Source organism: Chryseobacterium gallinarum, from assembly GCF_001021975.1.
GTDB lineage: Bacteria > Bacteroidota > Bacteroidia > Flavobacteriales > Weeksellaceae > Chryseobacterium > Chryseobacterium gallinarum.
On sequence record NZ_CP009928.1, the window covers coordinates 1697032 to 1717413 of the forward strand.

At 34.8% G+C, this 20382-nt stretch carries 14 protein-coding genes; 4 read left to right on the forward strand and 10 right to left on the reverse strand.

Annotation, left to right across the window (positions count from 1 at the left end):
- Window positions 1-10: 10 nt before the first annotated feature.
- From OK18_RS07615 to rpiB, 4 genes are all read right to left on the reverse strand, one after another.
- Window positions 11-940 carry a S66 peptidase family protein gene (locus OK18_RS07615; RefSeq protein ID WP_053327620.1) on the reverse strand — a complete coding sequence of 310 codons (930 nt, stop codon included), beginning with the start codon at window positions 938-940 and terminating at the stop codon, window positions 11-13.
- Window positions 937-1623: a LysE family translocator gene (locus OK18_RS07620; RefSeq protein ID WP_050021760.1), complete on the reverse strand. Its 687-nt coding sequence runs from the start codon at window positions 1621-1623 to the stop codon at window positions 937-939. Before OK18_RS07620 ends, OK18_RS07615 begins: the two co-directional genes overlap by 4 nt.
- 261 nt (window positions 1624-1884) lie before the next feature.
- Window positions 1885-4038 carry a ribonuclease R gene (gene rnr, locus OK18_RS07625; protein WP_053329319.1) on the reverse strand — a complete coding sequence of 718 codons (2154 nt, stop codon included), beginning with the start codon at window positions 4036-4038 and terminating at the stop codon, window positions 1885-1887.
- A gap of 311 nt (window positions 4039-4349) precedes the next feature.
- Window positions 4350-4784: a ribose 5-phosphate isomerase B gene (gene rpiB, locus OK18_RS07630; RefSeq protein WP_050021759.1), complete on the reverse strand. Its 435-nt coding sequence runs from the start codon at window positions 4782-4784 to the stop codon at window positions 4350-4352.
- A 636-nt stretch (window positions 4785-5420) separates the two neighbouring features.
- Between rpiB and OK18_RS07635 the strand changes: the two genes are divergently transcribed.
- Entirely contained in the window at window positions 5421-6611 is a 1191-nt protein-coding gene (locus OK18_RS07635) for a phosphoglycerate kinase (protein ID WP_053327621.1), read from the forward strand.
- Between the two features lie 1196 nt (window positions 6612-7807).
- Here the strand turns inward: OK18_RS07635 and OK18_RS07640 are convergent.
- The 6 genes from OK18_RS07640 to OK18_RS07665 all read right to left on the reverse strand — a co-directional run bounded on the left by OK18_RS07640 (window position 7808) and on the right by OK18_RS07665 (window position 16546).
- Window positions 7808-8629 (reverse strand): class I SAM-dependent methyltransferase, encoded by an 822-nt coding sequence (locus tag OK18_RS07640; protein ID WP_053327622.1) that lies wholly within the window; start codon window positions 8627-8629, stop codon window positions 7808-7810.
- A 115-nt stretch (window positions 8630-8744) separates the two neighbouring features.
- Complete coding sequence (mnmG, locus tag OK18_RS07645) at window positions 8745-10607, reverse strand: tRNA uridine-5-carboxymethylaminomethyl(34) synthesis enzyme MnmG (RefSeq protein WP_050021757.1); 1863 nt, start codon at window positions 10605-10607, stop codon at window positions 8745-8747.
- A gap of 145 nt (window positions 10608-10752) precedes the next feature.
- Window positions 10753-11172: an rRNA maturation RNase YbeY gene (gene ybeY / locus OK18_RS07650; RefSeq protein WP_053327623.1), complete on the reverse strand. Its 420-nt coding sequence runs from the start codon at window positions 11170-11172 to the stop codon at window positions 10753-10755.
- A 4-nt stretch (window positions 11173-11176) separates the two neighbouring features.
- Window positions 11177-13333, reverse strand: a complete 2157-nt coding sequence (locus tag OK18_RS07655) for a patatin-like phospholipase family protein (RefSeq protein WP_053327624.1) — start codon at window positions 13331-13333, stop codon at window positions 11177-11179.
- A 2-nt stretch (window positions 13334-13335) separates the two neighbouring features.
- Window positions 13336-15783, reverse strand: a complete 2448-nt coding sequence (locus tag OK18_RS07660; protein ID WP_053327625.1) for a bifunctional UDP-N-acetylmuramoyl-tripeptide:D-alanyl-D-alanine ligase/alanine racemase — start codon at window positions 15781-15783, stop codon at window positions 13336-13338.
- A 175-nt stretch (window positions 15784-15958) separates the two neighbouring features.
- Entirely contained in the window at window positions 15959-16546 is a 588-nt protein-coding gene (locus OK18_RS07665) for a thymidine kinase (RefSeq protein ID WP_053327626.1), read from the reverse strand.
- A 61-nt stretch (window positions 16547-16607) separates the two neighbouring features.
- Here OK18_RS07665 and OK18_RS07670 point away from each other — a divergent pair, with 61 nt between their 5' ends.
- From OK18_RS07670 to OK18_RS07680, 3 genes are read left to right on the forward strand one after another with little or no spacing between them, the layout of a single operon-like run.
- Complete coding sequence (locus OK18_RS07670) at window positions 16608-18053, forward strand: hypothetical protein (RefSeq protein WP_053327627.1); 1446 nt, start codon at window positions 16608-16610, stop codon at window positions 18051-18053.
- Window positions 18054-18055: 2 nt separating this feature from the next.
- Window positions 18056-18730: a 16S rRNA (cytidine(1402)-2'-O)-methyltransferase gene (rsmI, locus tag OK18_RS07675; RefSeq protein ID WP_053327628.1), complete on the forward strand. Its 675-nt coding sequence runs from the start codon at window positions 18056-18058 to the stop codon at window positions 18728-18730.
- 6 nt (window positions 18731-18736) lie between these two features.
- Entirely contained in the window at window positions 18737-20251 is a 1515-nt protein-coding gene (locus tag OK18_RS07680) for a WG repeat-containing protein (protein ID WP_053327629.1), read from the forward strand.
- Window positions 20252-20382: the final 131 nt, after the last annotated feature.

A 20382-nucleotide genomic window follows, 5' to 3' on the forward strand; every position in this document is an offset into this window, starting at 1 on the left:
TGGGAGAGTATCAAAATTCTATTTTTACCTTACTATCCATTTTTATCTTAGCTTTCCCACCTATTAAGAGAGGTCTGTTGTCTTTAATATGACCATTCGGAAAGCCAAATACGACTGGAAATTTATATTTTGAAATTCTTTCAGAGATCAACTTATAGGCAAACTGATCAAAGCTTTCTTCATAGTTTTTATTATCCTTTTCATCTCCCATATTCGTCATTCCACCTACAATGAGCCCTTTGATCGTATTAAAAACTCCTGCAAGTTCGAGGCTCATGATCATACGATCCAGTGCATAGAAGTTTTCACCTATATCTTCGATAAATAAAATTTTACCTTTAAAATCAAAAGAATATTTCGTTCCCAGAAGAGCATAAATGAGGGCTAAATTCCCTCCAATCAATTCACCTTCGATATTGCCTTCTTTATTAAAATGATGTGGTTTTAAGCTGTATTTTGGACTTTTGCCTTTTAAGATATCAAAAATTAAATCATAGCTCTCTTCTGTGACTCCGAAACTCGACGTTTTGATAGTCTGCCCATGAACAGATACAAAACCTTTTTTCAAAAGATAGCTTTGTATTACTGTATTATCAGAGTAACCGATATACCATTTGGGATTTTCCGTGAATCCTTTTAGCTTTAAATGCTGTATAAGATGCTGACAACCATATCCGCCTCTGGATGCCCATATAGCTCCGATTTCTTTATCATTTAAAGCCCAGTTGATATCTTTTATTCTCTCTTTTTCTGTGCCGGCGTAATTATATCCGTTTGAATATTTAGCATAAAGGTGTTCCCCGAGAACAGGTTCAAAACCTTTATCTTTAATCATTTTGATTCCTTTTTCCAATTGAAGGGCATCAACGGCTCCCGCGGGGGAAATAACTGCAATTTTATCTCCTTTTTTAAGGGATTTCGGAAAGATATTTTTTCTCATTTTGTCTTTTGGTATTTTACTTCTTTCTTTTCTGCTTCTTCCAATTGTCTTTCAAACTGGTTGAATTTTTTAAAACTCTGTAAAAAGATAAAGAAACTGAAAATTATAAGGATAACTCCAACGACTCTCCGAATCTGGTTAGCCAGCTTCTGGGTAAGTTTATCGTGGAATTGTTTTGCGAGGAATATTTTAGCAAGATCAATCGATAGGTAAGTGGCCAATACAATGCTGATGTATAAAATAAAACTGCTGGTATCCGGATATTGATTCCTTACGGAAATCACCGTTACCAGCCAGAAAAGGATAACTCCTACATTTAAAAGGTTGAAGAAAAACCCGTTAAAAAAGGTCTTAAAATAATTTTGACCAATAATCCTTTCTTCCCCTGGCATATGCATTTTGGTTTTGGTGACCAGCATGACAATTCCATACACAAAAATAAGAATAGATGTAATTCTGTAAAATCCGGGATGTTTATCAATTAATGTCACAATATCTGAACTGGCATAATAAGCTGCTACAATGCACAGCAAATCTGCACTGATAACACCAAGATCCAATGCCAAAGCATGTCTGGGTCCCCTGGAAAAGCTGGTTTCAATAAGCAGGAAAAAAATAGGCCCTATGAAAACGAGACTCAGCATGAATCCTAATATGATGGCAGATAATACAAGTTCTAGCATTTAATACAATTTAAATGAAATAAATTTCATTCCGTTTAATACAAAGTTAGACTTTATGATTTAATTATTCAATAAAGTTGTTACTTATCAACTTTATTTTCATGGCAATTTTAGAAAGGGATTTCAGAAAGGAAGCTGAGAATGGGAAAAGGGAAGTACCTGATTCCAAATGAATAATACAGCCACTTTTTCAGAATTTTTATAAAAATAAAGAGGCCGTTCTGAATAAGAACAACCTCTTTGTATGATATCATCGGATTACTAATCAACAATTTTGAAATCCAATTGCTTTTGGATCAGATTAGCTTTTACAACTTTGATCTGCACTTCATCACCTAATTGGTATTTTTTTCCATGTCTGACTCCGTAAACTGCATGGGTTTTTGCTTCATACATATAAGAATCGTCTACCAGATCTCTTAATTTAATCAAACCTTCTGCACCATTTTCCGGGATTTCTACCCAGAAACCGAATTCAGCTACTCCTGAGATCACTCCTGTGAAAGTTTCACCAATGTGTTTTTCCATGAACTTCACCTGCATAAATTTAATGGAATCTCTCTCAGCATCTGCTGCCAGCCTTTCCATTGCACTACAGTGCTTTGCTTTTTCTTCAAGTTCAGGCTTGCTTGGAGACTTTCCTCCGTCCAGATAATGCTGAAGCAAACGGTGGGCAATCAAATCCGGATAACGACGGATAGGAGAGGTAAAATGGGTATAATATTCGAAGCCAAGACCATAATGGCCAATAGGTTCTGTAGAATATACCGCTTTACTCATGCTTCTCATCGCCAGGGTTTCAATCATGTTTTCTTCTCCTTTTCCTTTTACATCATGAAGAAGTTTATTCAGGGATTCCGCTACTTTTTTGGTATTGGCAAGATTCATTTTATAACCGAATGTGGAAACAAAGTCTCTCAATGCTTCCAGTTTTGCAGGGTCCGGATCATCATGGATTCTATAAATAAAGGTGTTATTAGTAATTTCTCCTTTTCTTGTTAAAGAGACAAATTCGGATACTTTTTTATTGGCCAGAAGCATAAATTCTTCAATCAAATGGTTAGAATCTTTACTGATCTTGAAATATACCCCGATCGGCTCATTATTTTCATCCAGATTGAATCTTACCTCACTCCGGTCAAAAGTAATAGCTCCTTTTCTGATACGCTCCTGACGCATGATTTTAGCCAGTTTATCTAATGTATTAATTTCTTCGGCTAAATCTCCTTCTCCGGTTACTATACGCTCCTGCGCCTCTTCATACGTAAATCTTCTATCGGAATGAATTACTGTTCTTCCAAACCATTGTTTCTGGATTTCTGCCTGGTCATTCAATTCAAAAACCGCTGAAAATGTATATTTATCTTCATTCGGACGGAGTGAACAAACGTCATTGCTCAACACTTCAGGCAGCATCGGAACTACTCTGTCTACCAGATAAACTGAAGTGGCTCTCTGATAAGCTTCATCATCCAGAATGGTTCCCGGAACCACATAATGGGAAACATCCGCAATATGGACCCCGATTTCCCAGTTACCATTCTCTAATTTTCTGATGGATAAGGCATCATCAAAATCCTTGGCATCTTTAGGGTCTATTGTAAATGTACAGATATCACGCATATCCCAACGCTTGGCTACTTCCTCATCGGTAATTCTCCTGTCAATCCTATCTGCATCCAATTCCACTTCTTTAGGGAATTCATAGGGTAGGCCATATTCAGCAAGAATAGAGTGGATTTCCGTCTCATGTTCTCCAGGGGCTCCCAGCACCTGAATAATTTCGCCTTCAGGGTTTTTATCTCCGGGTTTCCATTCGGTCATTTTTACAATGACTTTGTCTCCATCTTCTGCGCTATTGAATTTGGTTTTCGGAATAAAAATATCCGTATTGATTGTTTTTTTATCACAAACAACAAAACCGAAATCCTTGTGAGCTACTTTTTGGAAAGTTCCTACAAACTCCGTTCTGTTTCTTTCTAAAACTTCCAGAACGGAACCTTCAAGTTTTTTTCCTTTATAATGATAAGTTATAATAAGAACTTTATCTCCCTGAAGAGCATCTTTCACGTTTCTTGAATGTATGAAGATGTCATCTTCCACACCTTCTACATTTACATAAGCATTACCGGTTTGATTGAAATCGATAATCCCGGTTAGTGTTCCGGCAATTTTCAAATTCACAATATATTTGCCTTTTTCCACTTCCTTGATTTTTTCGGAAGCCTGCAATTTGTGCAGGGCCTGGATGACAAGTTCACGCTGCCTTGGGTTCTTATAATCTATCCCGTCGGCAATCTGTTTATAATTATAAATTTTGGAGGCATTGGCGTTCATAAAACGGAGGATCAGTCTCCCGATCTCCATTAGTTTTAAATCATTTTTATGACTTATATATTTTCTTTTTTTTGGCATTTTAATTCTTTTAAATTGTTTGGGTCTAATAAACATCCCATATTCCAAGTTTCTCTATATATCTATAAAGGTAATTCAATTTTTTGTTACTTAATATGTATAAATTACATGCAAATCCTTTTCCATTTACTTAGAACGGGAGCTTTAGTTTGTATAAATTTACTACAAATCTGGGGAAGAAAAGAGAAAAACCTTTTATTACAATATGAAAAGGTTCTGAAGAAAAATAGAACATAATTTCTATCGGACACTGCAAATGTACGAATAAAAAATAAATAAGGCTTGCCATATAATGTACAAGCCTTGTATATTTAGCAAACAGCAATTTTATCAACTCTGTTCTGGTGTCTTCCACCTTCAAATTCTGTTGAAAGGAATTTATCAGCGATTTCAATCGCCAGCTCTTTTGAGATAAATCTTGCCGGCATAGATATCATATTGGCGTCGTTATGTTGTCTTGCCAGTGTAGCAATTTCCGGCATCCAGCATAATGCACATCTTATTTTCTGATGTTTATTCGCTGTGATCTGAACACCGTTTCCGCTTCCGCAGATTAAAATTCCGAGTTCATTTTCCCCGTTTTCCACAGAGGTTGCGGCAGGGTGTACAAAGTCCGGATAATCCACACTGTCTGTGGAAAACGTTCCAAAATCCTGAACTTCAAATCGTTCTGAAAGATAGTTTTTAACAATCTCCTTATATTCATAGCCTGCATGGTCCGCTGCAATAGCAATTTTTCTTTTCATAATACTTGAATTAAGCCTTTTTAGATTTTATTTCCTTACAAAGGTAAGAATAATAACAATTCGTGTTAGTAAACCGGGAGTTAATTGTGAAAAGGTATGTTAATAAGTGTGGAAAACTTTTCTCAACTTTCTATTTTTAAAGATGAATTTATTTCGTAATAGAAAATCTTCCTGAAATATTTTATCACAACTTTCCGGAGGTTTTCTTCAGCTATCCCCAGATTTTTCCATAGTAAAATAACTAATAACTGCTTTAGATCAAAGTTATCCACAGTTGTTAATAAGTCAATAAAACAGCAGGTTTACAGAGATTTATAATGTGAGTTAAATATGAATTGAGTAAAAACTATTTGTGATAAACTTTTAAGCTAAAACTTATCCCCGAAACTAACAATACATAACAACAACTACATTATTCTTTTTTTTTAAGAGAAAAAATTGTTGATTAATGGGTGAATGGGGTTGGGGAAAGTTTTTGAAAACTTTTATTTCAATGGATCTGTTGAAAAAGTTTAAAACCTTACATTTGTGAAACGAAAATTCAATGAATTTGTGGAATCGGGCTTGCCCGGGTTTGCCAAAGGCAGACAAAACGGATAAGCAAGATTTCATGAAACCCAAAAAATAAATCTACATATGAAAACAATCAATGATTTCAATTTCAGAGATCGGAAAGCTTTGGTAAGAGTGGACTTTAATGTTCCGCAAGATGATCAGCTTAAAGTAACAGATAATACAAGAATCGTAGCAGTGAAACCTACGGTAGAGAAAATTCTTAATGATGGCGGTTCTGTCATTTTAATGACCCACCTTGGAAGACCAAAAGGGGAGGTAAAAGATGAATTTTCTCTTAAACATATAGTAGGGGAAGTTTCTGCCGTTCTTGGGCATGAAGTGAAATTTGTTGATGAATGTGTAGGAGAGAAGGCAGAAAAAGCTGCTTCTGAACTGAAGCCCGGTGAAATTTTATTACTGGAGAATGTTCGTTTTCATAATGAAGAAGAGAAAGGTGATGAAGGGTTTGCTGAAAAACTTTCAAAACTTGGAGATGCTTATGTAAATGATGCTTTCGGAACTGCACACAGGGCTCATGCTTCAACAGCTGTTATTGCTCAATTCTTTCCTTCAACTAAGTATTTCGGTTTGTTAATGGCTAAGGAACTTGAAGCTATTGACAAAGTACTAAAAAAAGGAGAAAGACCTGTTACAGCTATTCTGGGAGGGTCTAAGGTTTCAACTAAAATTACCATTATAGAAAATATCCTTCCTGCAGTAGACAATTTAATTATCGGAGGTGGGATGGCATTTACATTTATTAAAGCACTTGGAGGAAAGATCGGAAATTCATTGGTAGAAGAAGATAAGCTTCCTTTAGCGCTGGAGATTTTAGGAAAAGCAAAAGAACACAAAGTAAAAGTATATCTTCCTTCTGATGCTATTATTGCTGAAAGCTTTAGTAATGATGCAGAAAGAAAAGAAGCTGACATCTATGCAATTCCTGAAGGATGGATGGGATTGGATGCAGGCCACAAATCCAGAGATCAGTTCAATGATGTACTTTTAAATTCCAGAACAATTCTTTGGAACGGTCCGATCGGGGTTTTTGAAATGTCAAACTTTGCGGGTGGAACAATAGCTCTTGGAGATAGTATTGCTGAGGCAACAAGGTTAGGAGCTTTCTCTCTGGTAGGGGGAGGGGATAGTGTTGCTTTCGTTAAGCAATTCGGATATTCTGACAAAGTAAGTTATGTTTCTACCGGAGGTGGAGCAATGCTTGAAAGTCTTGAAGGATTGGAGCTTCCGGGAGTAGCTGCAATAAACAATTAATGAAGAACCATCAACAGTATAGCCTGCTAATAAAATTAGCAGGTTTTTTATTGTTTTGAAACCCAAACCTGCTGTTTCAGTATTCTTATTTTACGGAGAAAAAAGGCAAAAATGGGCCTCATTCTCACTTCTTTTACCATTTTATTTCTTTCTGTTCTATCTGTTTTTATTCTTATATTCATAATTTTATTATAAATATAGTGTCATTTTGATAGTTTGTAACGAAATATATCCTGTATTAATTATTCATATTTTTCCTATTTCTCTAGTCAATATGATAAAATTTTTAAGGAAATGTCTTCTCCTGTTTCTGTTATTTTTGGTTACTTTCCCTGTGGAAAATCTCTGTGCAAAGCTGTTTACTTACAATGAATGTATTTCATTTTCTAATATGTTATAATTATAAGTTATAATGATTAAGAAGCTTATTTTTACAAAAGGTAAAATAATTTTATTTTATTTTTTTTGAGTATTGCTCAATATTTCCGGTTTTTGGATTATATAATATTCTATAGTGATATTGTTTTCTACTATTCTTTATTCATTTTATTTATTAGATTTTTGATCTTGGAATTTAATTTTTTCATACCTTTTTATTGAATAGTCAACTTATGAAAAATTTTCAAAGCTTGTTTTTTGGTTAAGGATAAATTTTATATTTTTTCTATTGAAGTGTGAGTTTAAGGCATTTTATTTTTCTGAGATTTTATTTCAGAAAATTTTAAAAATTATTTTTTCTGCCTAGTTATTTTTGTTCTTATTATTTTATTAGAATTTAACAAGTCTCTAAACTTTTTTAAAATTTATAAATTATAGAGTAGGGGGATGGTTAGTTATTTCAAATAATAGCTTTTATTTTAATACAAACAAATAATCTTTTACTGTTAAAGATTTTTCAGATAACTTATGAACATGTTTTACAACAATGTGATTGAGCAGTTATTCCTATTTCTATTAATTGTCTTTTAATCCTGATCAATCTTTTTTTAAAGGGTAGAAATTATTTTTAATTAGGCTAAACAGGGTAGGGGAGTATAAAGTGCAAGTTTTGTATTTCAATTTTAAATTTTATTCAATTCACCCATTTGGTATATCCGGATAAAAATAAAACTCAGGAGTAAATTTCCTGAGTTTTTAGAATTTTTAGTTAGAAATGCCGAAAATTGACCTTCAGAAATGGCTTAAAAATCGAGTTTCTATTTTTTTTCGATAATATATATCAAACTTGAAAATTCGTTTGAAAAAAGAGCCTTTATGTTCGAAATTGTTCCGTAGATCATTGCTTTTAGCCAAAAAAGCGGTGATTTTTTATATTTTTCGCTTAGCATGGAGATGTAATAGGCATCTAGGACTAAAGGTTTGATTTTTCTCATTTTCCAGTTTGGCTTCTTTGAAATTAAATTTTCCATTCCGTTTTTAGAGAAATGGTAGATGTGTCTGGGTACATCATAAGCAGCCCAATATTCTTTATAATGTTGAGCATCATAAGAAGTAGGGTTGGGAACGGCAATAATAAGCAATCCTTTTTCTTTTAATTTCGTATGAAAAATATTGAGCATTTCATCCTGATTCTCAATATGTTCAAATACATGCCAAAGAGTAATGGCATCCAGACTCTGATTTTCAATTTTGTGAATATCATTCAGAATAATAGCTTTTGCTATTTTTCCTTCTGCGGCTTTCCTGGCATCTGCGTCCGGCTCAAAACCAAAAGTTTCAAAATCAGTTTCAATATATTTTACAAATTCCCCGGCTCCACACCCATAGTCCAGAACTCTGGATCCTTTTTTTATTCTATCTATCAGAATATTTTTTTTGTATTGCAGATTGAAAGATTGAAGGAATTTATAAAGCTTTTCTTTGAGACTTCCTGAATCCTGATGGTGGGAGATGTAATCTTCGCTCTCATAGTACCTTGAAATATCAGATGGAACAGGAGAAGTTTTAAAAACGCCTTTTGTTTCTGTTTCTTTGATTTCAAATATTTCCTGTGAAAGAAAATGATCCTTTATTTTCATTGAAGTTGTTTGCTATTATATTAAAAATTAAGATATTCAAAAAGCTGATATCGCTTCATAAATACCTTAATTTTTATTTTAAATTTTAAAATGTTTCACGTGAAACATTAATTTTTTAACGGCCTAAATACACTAGTAAAACGTTTATATCGGCCGGAGAAACACCACTTATCCTTCCCGCCTGTGCAATAGTTTTGGGACGTACGTTAGACATCTTCTGTTTTGCCTCCGCCGAAAGACTGGATAATTTAGAGTAGTCGAAATCATCTGGTATTTTAATATTTTCCAAACGGTTCAGTTTAGCTACATTTTCCTTTTCTTTTTCAATATACCCCTTATATTTGATATTAATTTCTGCTTGCTCTCTTACTTCATCACTATATTGGGTAGAAAATTCTTTAATGGCTTCAATTTCATCCAGTTTTGCTAAAGTCATGTTAGGTCTGGTAAGGATCTGAGCGGCTCTGTAGGCCTGATCTACCGGACTGCTTTCTATAGATTCCAGGATAGGGTTGATAATTCCTGGTTTTAAAGAAGTTTCCCGAAGAAACTCTTCAAGTTGTTGACTTTCAGATAGTTTTGTTTCTACTTTTCTTAATCTTTCTTCTTTTGCCAGTCCCAGCTGAAATGCTTTTTCTGTTAACCTGATGTCTGCGTTATCCTGTCTTAAAAGAAGTCTGTATTCAGCACGTGATGTGAACATTCTGTAAGGTTCCTCTGTTCCTTTTGTAATAAGATCATCGATAAGAACCCCAATATAGGCTTCATCTCTATTAAGAATGAATTCTTCTTTTTCATGAACTTTATTGTGGGCATTGATACCTGCGATTAGTCCTTGTCCTGCTGCTTCTTCATACCCTGTAGTTCCGTTGATCTGACCGGCAAAGTATAAATTGTCTATCAATTTTGTTTCTAAGGTATGCTTTAGCTGAGTAGGAGGGAAGTAGTCATACTCAATAGCGTAACCTGGTCTGAAAACTTTTACATTTTCAAATCCTGGAATATGTTTCATTGCTTTGATCTGTACATCTTCAGGAAGAGAAGAGCTGAAACCGTTTACATAGATTTCTACCGTTTTCCATCCTTCCGGTTCCACAAAAAGCTGATGTCTGTTTCTTTCTGCAAAACGATTGATTTTATCTTCAATACTCGGGCAGTATCTCGGGCCTAAGCTCTGAATTGTTCCATTGAACATGGGACTTCTGTCAAAGCCTTCTCTTAAAATATCGTGCACGGTTTCGTTTGTATACACGATATGACAGCTTAATTGTTTTGTGAGTTTAGGAGTGTCAAGATAGCTGAACTTTTGAGGATTTTCATCTCCTTTTTGTTCTTCCATTTTTGAATAATCCAGGCTTCTTCCGTCTACTCTTGGTGGGGTCCCGGTTTTCATTCTTCCGGCTTCGAAACCTAAGCTTACCAATTGTTCGGTAATTCCGAATGCTCTCGGTTCACCCATTCTTCCTCCACCTAGTTGTTTATCTCCAACGTGAATTAATCCGTTAAGGAATGTTCCGTTTGTGAGTACAACTGATCTTCCTTTGACTTCAATTCCCAGGGAAGTTATAACTCCGGTTACTTTATTATTTTCAACAATAAGCTGTTTTACCATATCCTGAAAAAAATCAAGATTGGGAGTATTTTCTAATGCTAATCGCCATTCTTCTGCAAAAAGCATTCTGTCATTCTGGGTTCTTGGAGACCACATTGCGGGACCCTTTGAGAGGTTGAGCATTTTGAACTGAATAGCTGATTTGTCTGCTACAATTCCGGAGTATCCTCCCATGGCATCAATCTCTCTTACGATTTGTCCTTTTGCGATTCCACCCATTGCGGGGTTGCAACTCATCTGTCCGATGGTCTGCATATTCATTGTAATCAATAGTGTTTTTGAACCCAGATTAGCTGCTGCTGCTGCTGCTTCACAACCTGCGTGTCCTGCACCTACTACGATTACGTCATATATTTCTGAAATCATTTTATCGCGCTTATTTAAGCTTTATACTTTATCTTTTTTACTAATGTTTCACGTGAAACATTTTTGAAGAATGTACTGCAGATAAACTTATATTACTGCTAGAATTGAGTACTTTAGATATCGGACTTTAAGTGATAATTTAATTTTAAATCTTTAAATCCCTGTATTTGGCTAAGTACAGATCTTCCATTCTCCGCATTTCTTTCTCTTCCTCTTCTGTCTTGTCTTTATAGCCTGCAAGATGCAAAATTCCATGGGCTAATACTCTTCTTAATTCTTCTTCATAATCTTTGGAAAGAGTAGAGGCATTGTCAGAAATGCGCTGCAAAGATACGAAAATCTCTGCGCTTATTGTTTTACCTTTTACATAATCAAAAGTGATGATATCCGTATAGTAATCATGCTGTAAATAATCCTGGTTAATCTTCAAAAGATATTCGTCATCACAGAAAATGTAATTGATTTCTCCAAGCTTTTTTCCTTCTGAAAGAATAAGGTCTTCCAGCCATTTTTTGTAATCATTACTTACCGACTCGGGTAAGTTTTCGTAAAAAAATTGTATCATTGTATTAAAACCAGTGTCCTAAAATAACACTGAATATGCCTTTTTGATTGTTTTTAAGTGAGTGGCTGAAATTTACTTTAATCTGCCCGAAAGGAGATTTGTATCCTGCCGTAATTCCAAGAGAGCTATAATTTACTTTAACTGCATCTTCAAATTTAATATCATTGGAAAGGTTTGCAAAGCTGAAATTCCCACTGATGAAATAATTTTTATTGAATCTGAATTGAATATCATTAGAAGCGAGTATCACATTATTGGTATGTAGCTGTGCAAAATAAAATCCTCCGAAACTTTTGAAATTAATAATATTTTGCTCAAAGATTCCACCTAGTCTATACTGGTAATATTGAGGCAAATGTTCCCCGATTGTGATTCCTCCAAATAAATTAAGACGATAAGTAAATTGTTTTCCTAAAGGAATATTTACCCTAAGATCTGCCTTTACCTGGACGATTCTTTTATCTAGCTCAGACTTTAAAAGATCAATTACTTTTCCCTCAGCAGAAAAATAGACACCTTTTGTAGGGAATTCCTTATCATCCTGAGTATCGCTTTTTAAAAATATGTAGGGATTCAGAAAACGCCCGTATCGTATATTTTCGCCGTTAATTTCCGCTCTGAAATAATCATGGCTTATACCACCACCAATTGCATACTTATCTTTCCAGACAGACTGTATATAAGCTTCATTTCTGGACCATTCCCATTTGTCTATGACATTATTGTCTACGTTTTTCAGATCAAAACTCATTCCGGAAGAGTAAATACCGAACCCCGGTATATATCCGTTGTCAATAAAATAATTCAGATAATATCTGAGCCTGTCTCCAACAATAACATCTACGGAAAGGTTTGAATTTTTAAATAAAAGTCTCTTTGCAGAATAATTCAGAAGAAGCCCGGTTTTGAAAACTTCATCGTAATGTAACCCGAACTTTAAAAAATGACGGGTATCATCCTCGGTGACATATAGCTTTAGATAATTGGCGTCATTCTCCTGTACGATATCATAATTAATAAACCGGTAGTTATTCGTTGCAACAAGCTTATCAATCATTTTGTTGATGCTTCCATATGTCTGAAGGGAAGGGAGACGTAGCCCCATTTTACCTAAAGTATAGTTTTTACCATAGATCTTGCTTCCTTCTATAGAAATACTATCTATCTTATAAACATTGGAATATATGGGATTTACGCGTTGCCTGAGGCGATCAAATGAACGTTTAGGCAATTGATCAAGTATTTGGGTATATTTCAAACCTTCCACATAGCCGCTGTCCAGAATTTTTTTCTTATCGTCATAGCTTGTAGCAGACATCCCTTTCAGATTGGGTTTGATATTGATGTCTGTATACTTATATTGTTTTCTTGTATCCTTTTTTATCCCAAAATCAATAACCTGGTTCAGGATGGCAATAATATTGTTTAAATCCTCTCTTTTTGAAAGATCCTGGTTCAGGTCCACTCCAATAACAATATCGATTCCTTTGTCCTTTAATGGCTTTGACGGATAATTGACCGTCATAGCTCCATCAATATAAATACTGTCTCCGATTTTAACCGGATCCATTAATGATGGAAATGCAGAACTTGCCATAATAGATTGTACAAGATCCCCTTTTTCAAAAATCTGCATATTCCCACTTTCCAGATTGGTAGCTACACAAAAAAAGGGAATCGGTAATTTGGAAAAATCTTCTATATTGGAAACATTTTTAAAAAGCTCTTTCAGTAAGTATACATTTCGCTGTCCGGTACTGATGGAAGAGGGAAGGGTTATCTTGCCATTCTTTAGCGGAATGGATAAAAGGTACTTATCTACGGATTTATTAAAAAAGCTGGCTTCCTGCCGGGATTTAGGATCCATAATCAGAGAATAAAAATCGGTATCCATAACGATTTTTTCTATTTCTTTACCGGAATACCCTGAAGCGTATAGTCCACCTACAATGGCACCCATACTTGTTCCTCCGATATAATCTATTTTTACTCCTAATGAGTCTAACACCTTAAGTACTCCGACATGAGAAAAACCTTTAGCTCCACCACCGGCAAGCGATAGCCCAATTCTAGGGTTTTTCGGGATCACTAAATTCTTTTTTACCTGGGAATGGATCAAAAGCAATTGGAATACGAAGAGAAGAGTCAGGAGTTTTCTCATAGTTAATCTTTTATATAAATCCGTTTCACCCGGGGTGAAATGGAGGTTAATACTTCATAGGTTATCGTTTTGCAGTAGCCTGCGAATTCTTTTAAACTTGGTTTTGCGTTAAAGACGGTAACAGTGTCACCCTCTTTTACATTAGGAATGTTTTCAATATTGATCATCATCATATCCATACAGATATTTCCAACAATAGGAGCAAGCATTTTATTAACGCCTAAGTTTCCTACCTGGTTTCCTATTAATCTTGGGATACCATCTGCATAGCCAACGGGAACGGTGGCAATTTTAGTAGGATGATCTGTTTTAAATTTTCTGCTGTATCCTACAGATTCTCCGTTTTCAACCATAGATATCTGAGAAATTACGGTTTTAAAACTCACTACAGATTGTAATTGTTTCTGTACTTCGCCGTCAGGAGATTCTCCAAGCATTCCGATACCGATTCTCACCATATCATATTGATGTGCGGTATAGCTGGTAATGCCTGATGAATTTAGAATATGACGGATAGGAGTGTAGCCCAGCTTTTCTATCAGATAAGTGGAGTTCTTTTCAAAAATGTCCAGCTGCTTAAAGGTAAATTCCTTTTCTTCAGGCATATCGGATGAAGATAAATGACTGAACAGGCTTTGTACTTTAAGATTTCTTCCACTTAAAGTTTCACTCAACAGATCTAATTCAAAATCTTTAAAACCAAGACGGTGCATTCCCGTTTCCAGTTTTATATGGATAGGGTATTTTTTATCATACCCTGATTTCTGCACTGCTTCATAAAATAAATCCAATACCCTGAAACTATAGATTTCTGGCTCAAGGTTGTATTCAATAATGGTCTGATAACTGTGCTGCTCAGGGTTCATTACTATAATAGGAGTGGTTATCCCTTTTTTACGAAGCTCAACACCTTCGTCAACATATGCTACTCCAAGATAGTCGATATGATGATGCTGTAAAAACTCAGAGACTTCATAACTTCCTAATCCATACGCATTGGCTTTTACCATAGCCATCATCTTGGTTTCCGGCTTGAGCAATGATTTGTGATAATTGATATTGTGCAGAATGGCATTTAGATTAACTTCTAAAACGGTGTCATGCTTTCTGAGTTCAAGAATATCTTTCAGCCTTTCGATTTCGAATTTTCTTGCTCCTTTCAGAAGAATAATCTGGTTTTCTATTTCAGAAAGGTGTTTACTTTCAATGAGTTCTCTGGTATCAATAAAAGTATAGGTTTTAGATTTAAATAATTCACTAAATTTTGATATTTCATCACCGATCAGAAAAACAGAATCAAAATTTTGTTCATTCACCAGTTCAGAAACCTCTTCATACAATTCTCTGGAATTGGCACTCACTCCTACAATATCCGTTAAGACTAATGATTTCTTTGGTTTATTGTATTCATTCAGAAATTGCAGGGCAGTCTTGAGAGAATCAAGGTCAAGATTAAAAGAATCGTTAATAACAATATTATTCTTAATTCCTTCAATCGCTTCAAGCCTCATTTCAACGGCTTTTAAAAGGTTGATTTTTTCGACGATCTTTTTATTTTCGATATGTAACTCCTTTAAGACGGTAATAAGCGCCAGAGCATTGGTTAATGTAGCTTCGTCTCTCTGATGGGCCGGAAAACTGATTTCTTTACCAAAATATTGAACAATAATTTGCTCATCCCTGGAAATATTGTTTTTGATGAAAACCTGATTTTCTTTTTTAAGTCCGTAGGAAATTAATTTTTTATCTGAATATAATTTTTTTATTTTTTGACATACCAGGAGGTTGTCTCCGTTATAAATAATGACTTCGGAATTTTTAAAGAGCCTGATCTTTTCATCCACAAGTTCCTCCTCCGAGGAAAAGTTGGCCGCATGGGCAGTTCCGATATGAGTTAATAAACCGATTTGCGGATGAAAAATATTTTCCAGTTTATCCATCTCATCAGGCTGAGAGATTCCGACCTCAAAAATTCCAAGCTTATGGGTATTGTTGATTTGAAGCAGGGAAAGAGGCAGACCGATTTGTGAATTAAAACTTTTGGGGCTTTTTACTGTTGGAAATTCATTCCACAGACATTGATAAAGCCATTCTTTTAAAATGGTTTTTCCATTACTTCCCGTAATTCCGATAGATTGTAATTGGGCATTTTCAAAATGATATTTGGCTAATTTTTGAAGAAATTCTATGGAATTTTCAACAATGATCCATGTAATATTTTCGAATTGGGGATCATAATGTTCGGAAATAATGATACTGATACCTCTGTGAATGGCAGCTTCAACAAATTTTTCACCGGAATTTTTATGGGTGTTGATAGCAATAAAAGCAGTATTTTTTGTGGAATAAATAATCCTGCTGTCGAAAGCTATATTTTTAATCGTTAAATTTTTATCACCCATTACCTGTGCGTTGGTGATTTCTGCAATATGTTGTACGGTATAGTTCATTGGTACCCTTTCTCCTTATTTTAAGCGAAATTGCAAAACCGTAAAACTGTTAAGAAGTGACTTATTATAAGACAACTCTTTTTGAAATTTTATGGCTGCTTTTCCCTTTCATTTTTATAGTAAATATAATGTTATGTTTTGTTACATTCAGCCTTTTTGCCGTTAGCTATTTTTGCTACTTCCTTTTCGAAAGCACTTCGTCAATAAAAACCCGGCGGCTTACAGCTTCATAGCTTTCCGTTTCACCCAATTCCACAAGATCATCTCCTTTTGAGGTTCTCATGGAATAATTGGCGAGATTCCCTGTTCTCTTACAAATAGCATGCACTTTTGTAACATATTCTGCTGTAGCCATGAGATTGGGCATGGGACCGAACGGACGTCCTAAAAAATCCATGTCTAACCCTGCAACAACTACTCTTACGCCGCTATTGGCAAGCTGATTGGCAATATCAACAATGCTTTCATCAAAAAACTGTGCTTCATCTATTCCTACCACATCACAATGGGAAGCCAGCAGGAGAATTTCATTGGGATTTTCTACTGCGGTACTGCGTATTTTATTCTGGTTATGGGAAACCACATCCTCTACAGAATACCGTGTATCCAGCTTTGGTTTGAAAATTTCCACATTTTGCCCCGCCATTTCTGCTCTTCTTAATCTCCGGATCAATTCTTCTGTTTTCCCCGAAAACATAGAGCCACAGATAACTTCCATCCAACCGCTTTGTTTGGAATGATTAATTGTATTTTCTAAAAACATTTGTTAAATTAGCCGTATATTTTTAACATCAAAAGTAAGGAATTTTAATAAGAATCTTATTATGCAAAATATCCAAGATTTAAAGGAAAAGATTTTTTTTGAAGCCAAGAATATCATTGATAATCTGGACAAAATAAACAATGTAGACGAATTACTTTCCAGGCAAGATCTTGTGGATGAGCTTGCTAACAGGATTTCTTTTTTGAAACTGCTGGAAAAAAATATAGAATATTTCATAACTGAAGATTCTTTTCAGCATTTGGAAAACCATAATGTATCTTTTACTTCCACAGATACCGATCATCATGAAGTGACCGAAGAGGAAGCCATTTTTAATAATGAGCTAAACGAAATAGATGAGCATGAACATGAAAATTTCACAAATGAAATTGAAGAAGAAGAGGTTTTCAATCATCAACTGAATGAAATTGTGGAAAACGAACTCCACGAAAATATTGTCAACTTCGTAGAAGAAAACCATGAGGAAAGCAACCAGCAAAAAAAGTCTTATCAGGAAACTACCGAGGAAGAAGCGATATTCAATAATCAGTTGAATGAGATTGATGAAAGCGAACGGGTTGTTCATTCAGGAGCAGTTTTCAGCTTTATAGATGAGGAAAAGATTCTGGCTGACTCAACGCCTGATTCGGACGAAGATATCAATGAGGATATGTTTAATGAAAACGTAACCGAGGAAGAAGCAATATTCAATAATGAACTGAATGAAATAGATGACGATGCGGCTGAATCGGAAGTAAAGGCAAAAGAGGAAACCATTCCTGAATCTAAACTTACTGAGACTATTCCAAGTATTTTTGATACTGAAATGCTGGAAGATGAAATCCTCATTGAAGAAAGTGAAGAGCAGTTTGTTACTGCCAATATCTCTATAGAGCAGGGAGAAATGGCTACTGAAACCTCCAATGTAGACAATATCCTGAGCGAAATAAAGAATGATCATGCAACGGAAGAGGTAAAAGAAGAAAGCATTCTTGCCGAAGTGTATGACAGAAGAAAAATTATAGAAATAGACAAACCTGTTCCGGAAGAAACAGATAAACATGCTTCTGATAAAAGTTTTGAAAACTTAGAAGAATATAATCAGGAGAAAAAAATAAAATTAGCCAATATCAAAGGACTGAAAATCGTTCAGAGTCTTTTTGATGATGATCATTTGGAAAGGAAAATTCCTGAAGAAAAACAAAATCCTTTAGCCAAAGAAGACACAGGAAGTATTCTGAAAACTAATGTTCCTACCCAATACATGGAATCGGAAAAGCCGAAACCTGAATTTAAACTGGATCTGAATGACAGAATTGCCTTTTCAAAAATGTTGTTTGAAGGAAGCCAGGCTGACCTGAATGATACAGTGGCCCAGCTCAACCATTTTAAAACACTGGAGGAAGCCAAAGAGTATCTGAGTGATCTTTATTATGAAAGAAAATGGAATAAAGTGGATGAATATGCACAGAGACTTTGGATATTGGTAGAAAATAAATTCTTATAAATTTGAGCGGAATCCTTTATTTTGTTCCCACACCCGTAGGGAACCTTGAAGATATGACTTTCAGGGCAGTGAATGTCCTTAAAGAAGTAGACTATATTTTATGTGAAGATACCAGAACTTCGGGAATACTTTTAAAACATTTTGAAATCTCCAAACCTTTGAAATCATATCATTTGCATAATGAACATCAGGCAACAGAGAAAGTAATCACAGACCTTAAAAACGGTCAGAATATCGCCATCATTACTGACGCCGGAACACCCGGAATTTCAGATCCGGGATACCTTTTGGCTAAAGCGGGAGCAGATCATAATATTGAAATGATATGCCTTCCGGGAGCTACAGCCCTGATTCCGGCTTTGGTAGTTTCAGGACTGCCTAATAATGAGTTCCTGTTTGCCGGATTTTTACCCCAGAAAAAAGGGCGGCAAACCAGGCTGAAACAGCTTGCTGAAGAAAAAAAGACGATTGTTCTCTATGAAAGTCCTCATAAGATTAATACAACTTTGGAGCAGATTAAAGAGTTCTTTGGAGAAGAAACAAAAGTGAGTCTAAGCAGGGAAATCTCTAAAAAATTTGAAGAAACTAAACGAGGGACTATCAATGAGTTAATTGAATTCTCCAAGAGTAAAACTTTAAAAGGAGAAATTGTTCTTATTGTCAATAATTCTATTTAATTATTCTTGAAAAAATTAGTATTTGTTTTGTGTTCTATAGTTTGTACAGCACAGACTAATCAATACACCAGGATTCTTTTATCCAAAAAAACAGGAAAGACAGTAACCTCATATTCTGAAGGATATGGTACAGTGTATGATCCTGATTCAAAAAAAGGAAGTATTGTAGACTCTTTGGGGGCCATTACCTTTGAATCCCCTTATAAAGGAAGCATATCTCATATTTTCAAAAACAGGTTTATTTTAAAATCTGAAGATAATAACAAAGTAAAATCAGCAATTATTGATGAAAAAGGAAATGAGATTATTCCATTGGACAATCAGGATTTCGATACCCCCTGGCAGAGTGAAAAATGGATTATTGTTTCCAAAGAACGGAAGGAGGCTGTGTATGATTATAATGGAAAGGAAATTATTCCCTATTCAGAAAAAATAAGACTTTCGGGGAAGGACAGGTTTTTTGTTTTGAAAGATAAAAAATGGCTGTTATATGATGATAAGGGTAAGCAGCTTAACGGGAGGGAATTTAAAGATGCCTACAGTTTTGAAAACGGAAAAGCATTAATCATCAATGAAGAGGGGCAGAGTGAGATTATCGGGCTGAATGGGGAAACGCTGCATACATTTTCAAAAAAGGTTCAGGATATCAGTGCCTATCCATATCTGATTACTAAAAATAATGTGACCGGAAAGTATGGGCTGATTGATATACAGGGAAATACTTTAGCGGATGAAATCTTTAAAGATATTACCCCGGAATATTTTGGTAAAAAAGAGTATATCTACCTGACCAAAAATAATAAAACAACGGTTTTTAACAAAAAAGACCAAAAACTTTATCCCAGCAGTTTTACCTATTTAAACCCTTTGCTGAATAATCTGTTCGCAGTGTATAATGAAAAGTCTAAAAAGACAGGAATTGTAGACCTGCAGGGAAGTATAATTTTCCCTCAGGAATATGATTTTATTAAAGCATTTACAGTTTCAGGAAGGGAGTTTATTTATCTTAAAAAAGGAAGAGAAGAACAGCTTCTGGACAAGACACTCAAAAATATTATAGGTGAAGGAACTGAAATCCTTGGATTTTATCCGGATAATCTGGTCATAAAAAAAGAAAATACGTACTATACATTTTCAGTATCCGACCAGTCTGTAATTGAATTAAAAAATATCCGGTACATTAAGAACCAGGACTTTGAATATTTTAATCCGCTTAACCTGTATTCAAAGCCTCTTGTATGCAAAAACAGTGACAACCTTTTTGGGGTCCTGAATGGGAAAGGAATGGAAATTGTACCTTTTGTGTATGAAGATATTATTGCTTTTGAAAATTCTGAAAACGAAATTGTTGTAAAAAAAGAGGGAAAGTATGGTGTTTCAAACTTCCAGAATGAACCATTGAGAGAGATTGTTTATGATAAGTATTTTTGGATGAAGGAAGTCTTGAGATTGGAAAAAGATAAAAAATCAGACTTCATTTATTTCACAAGATTTAGAGACAGATCAGAACAGCTTCAATAAAACAACAAAAAATAAATAAAATAATACAGTATTTTAATGATTTAAAGGTATTGAATGACAATTTATAATATCTTTGCAAACCGTTTAATTCTGAAAAGGAATTATGATACTAAGTAAGTCAGCTGTCACTG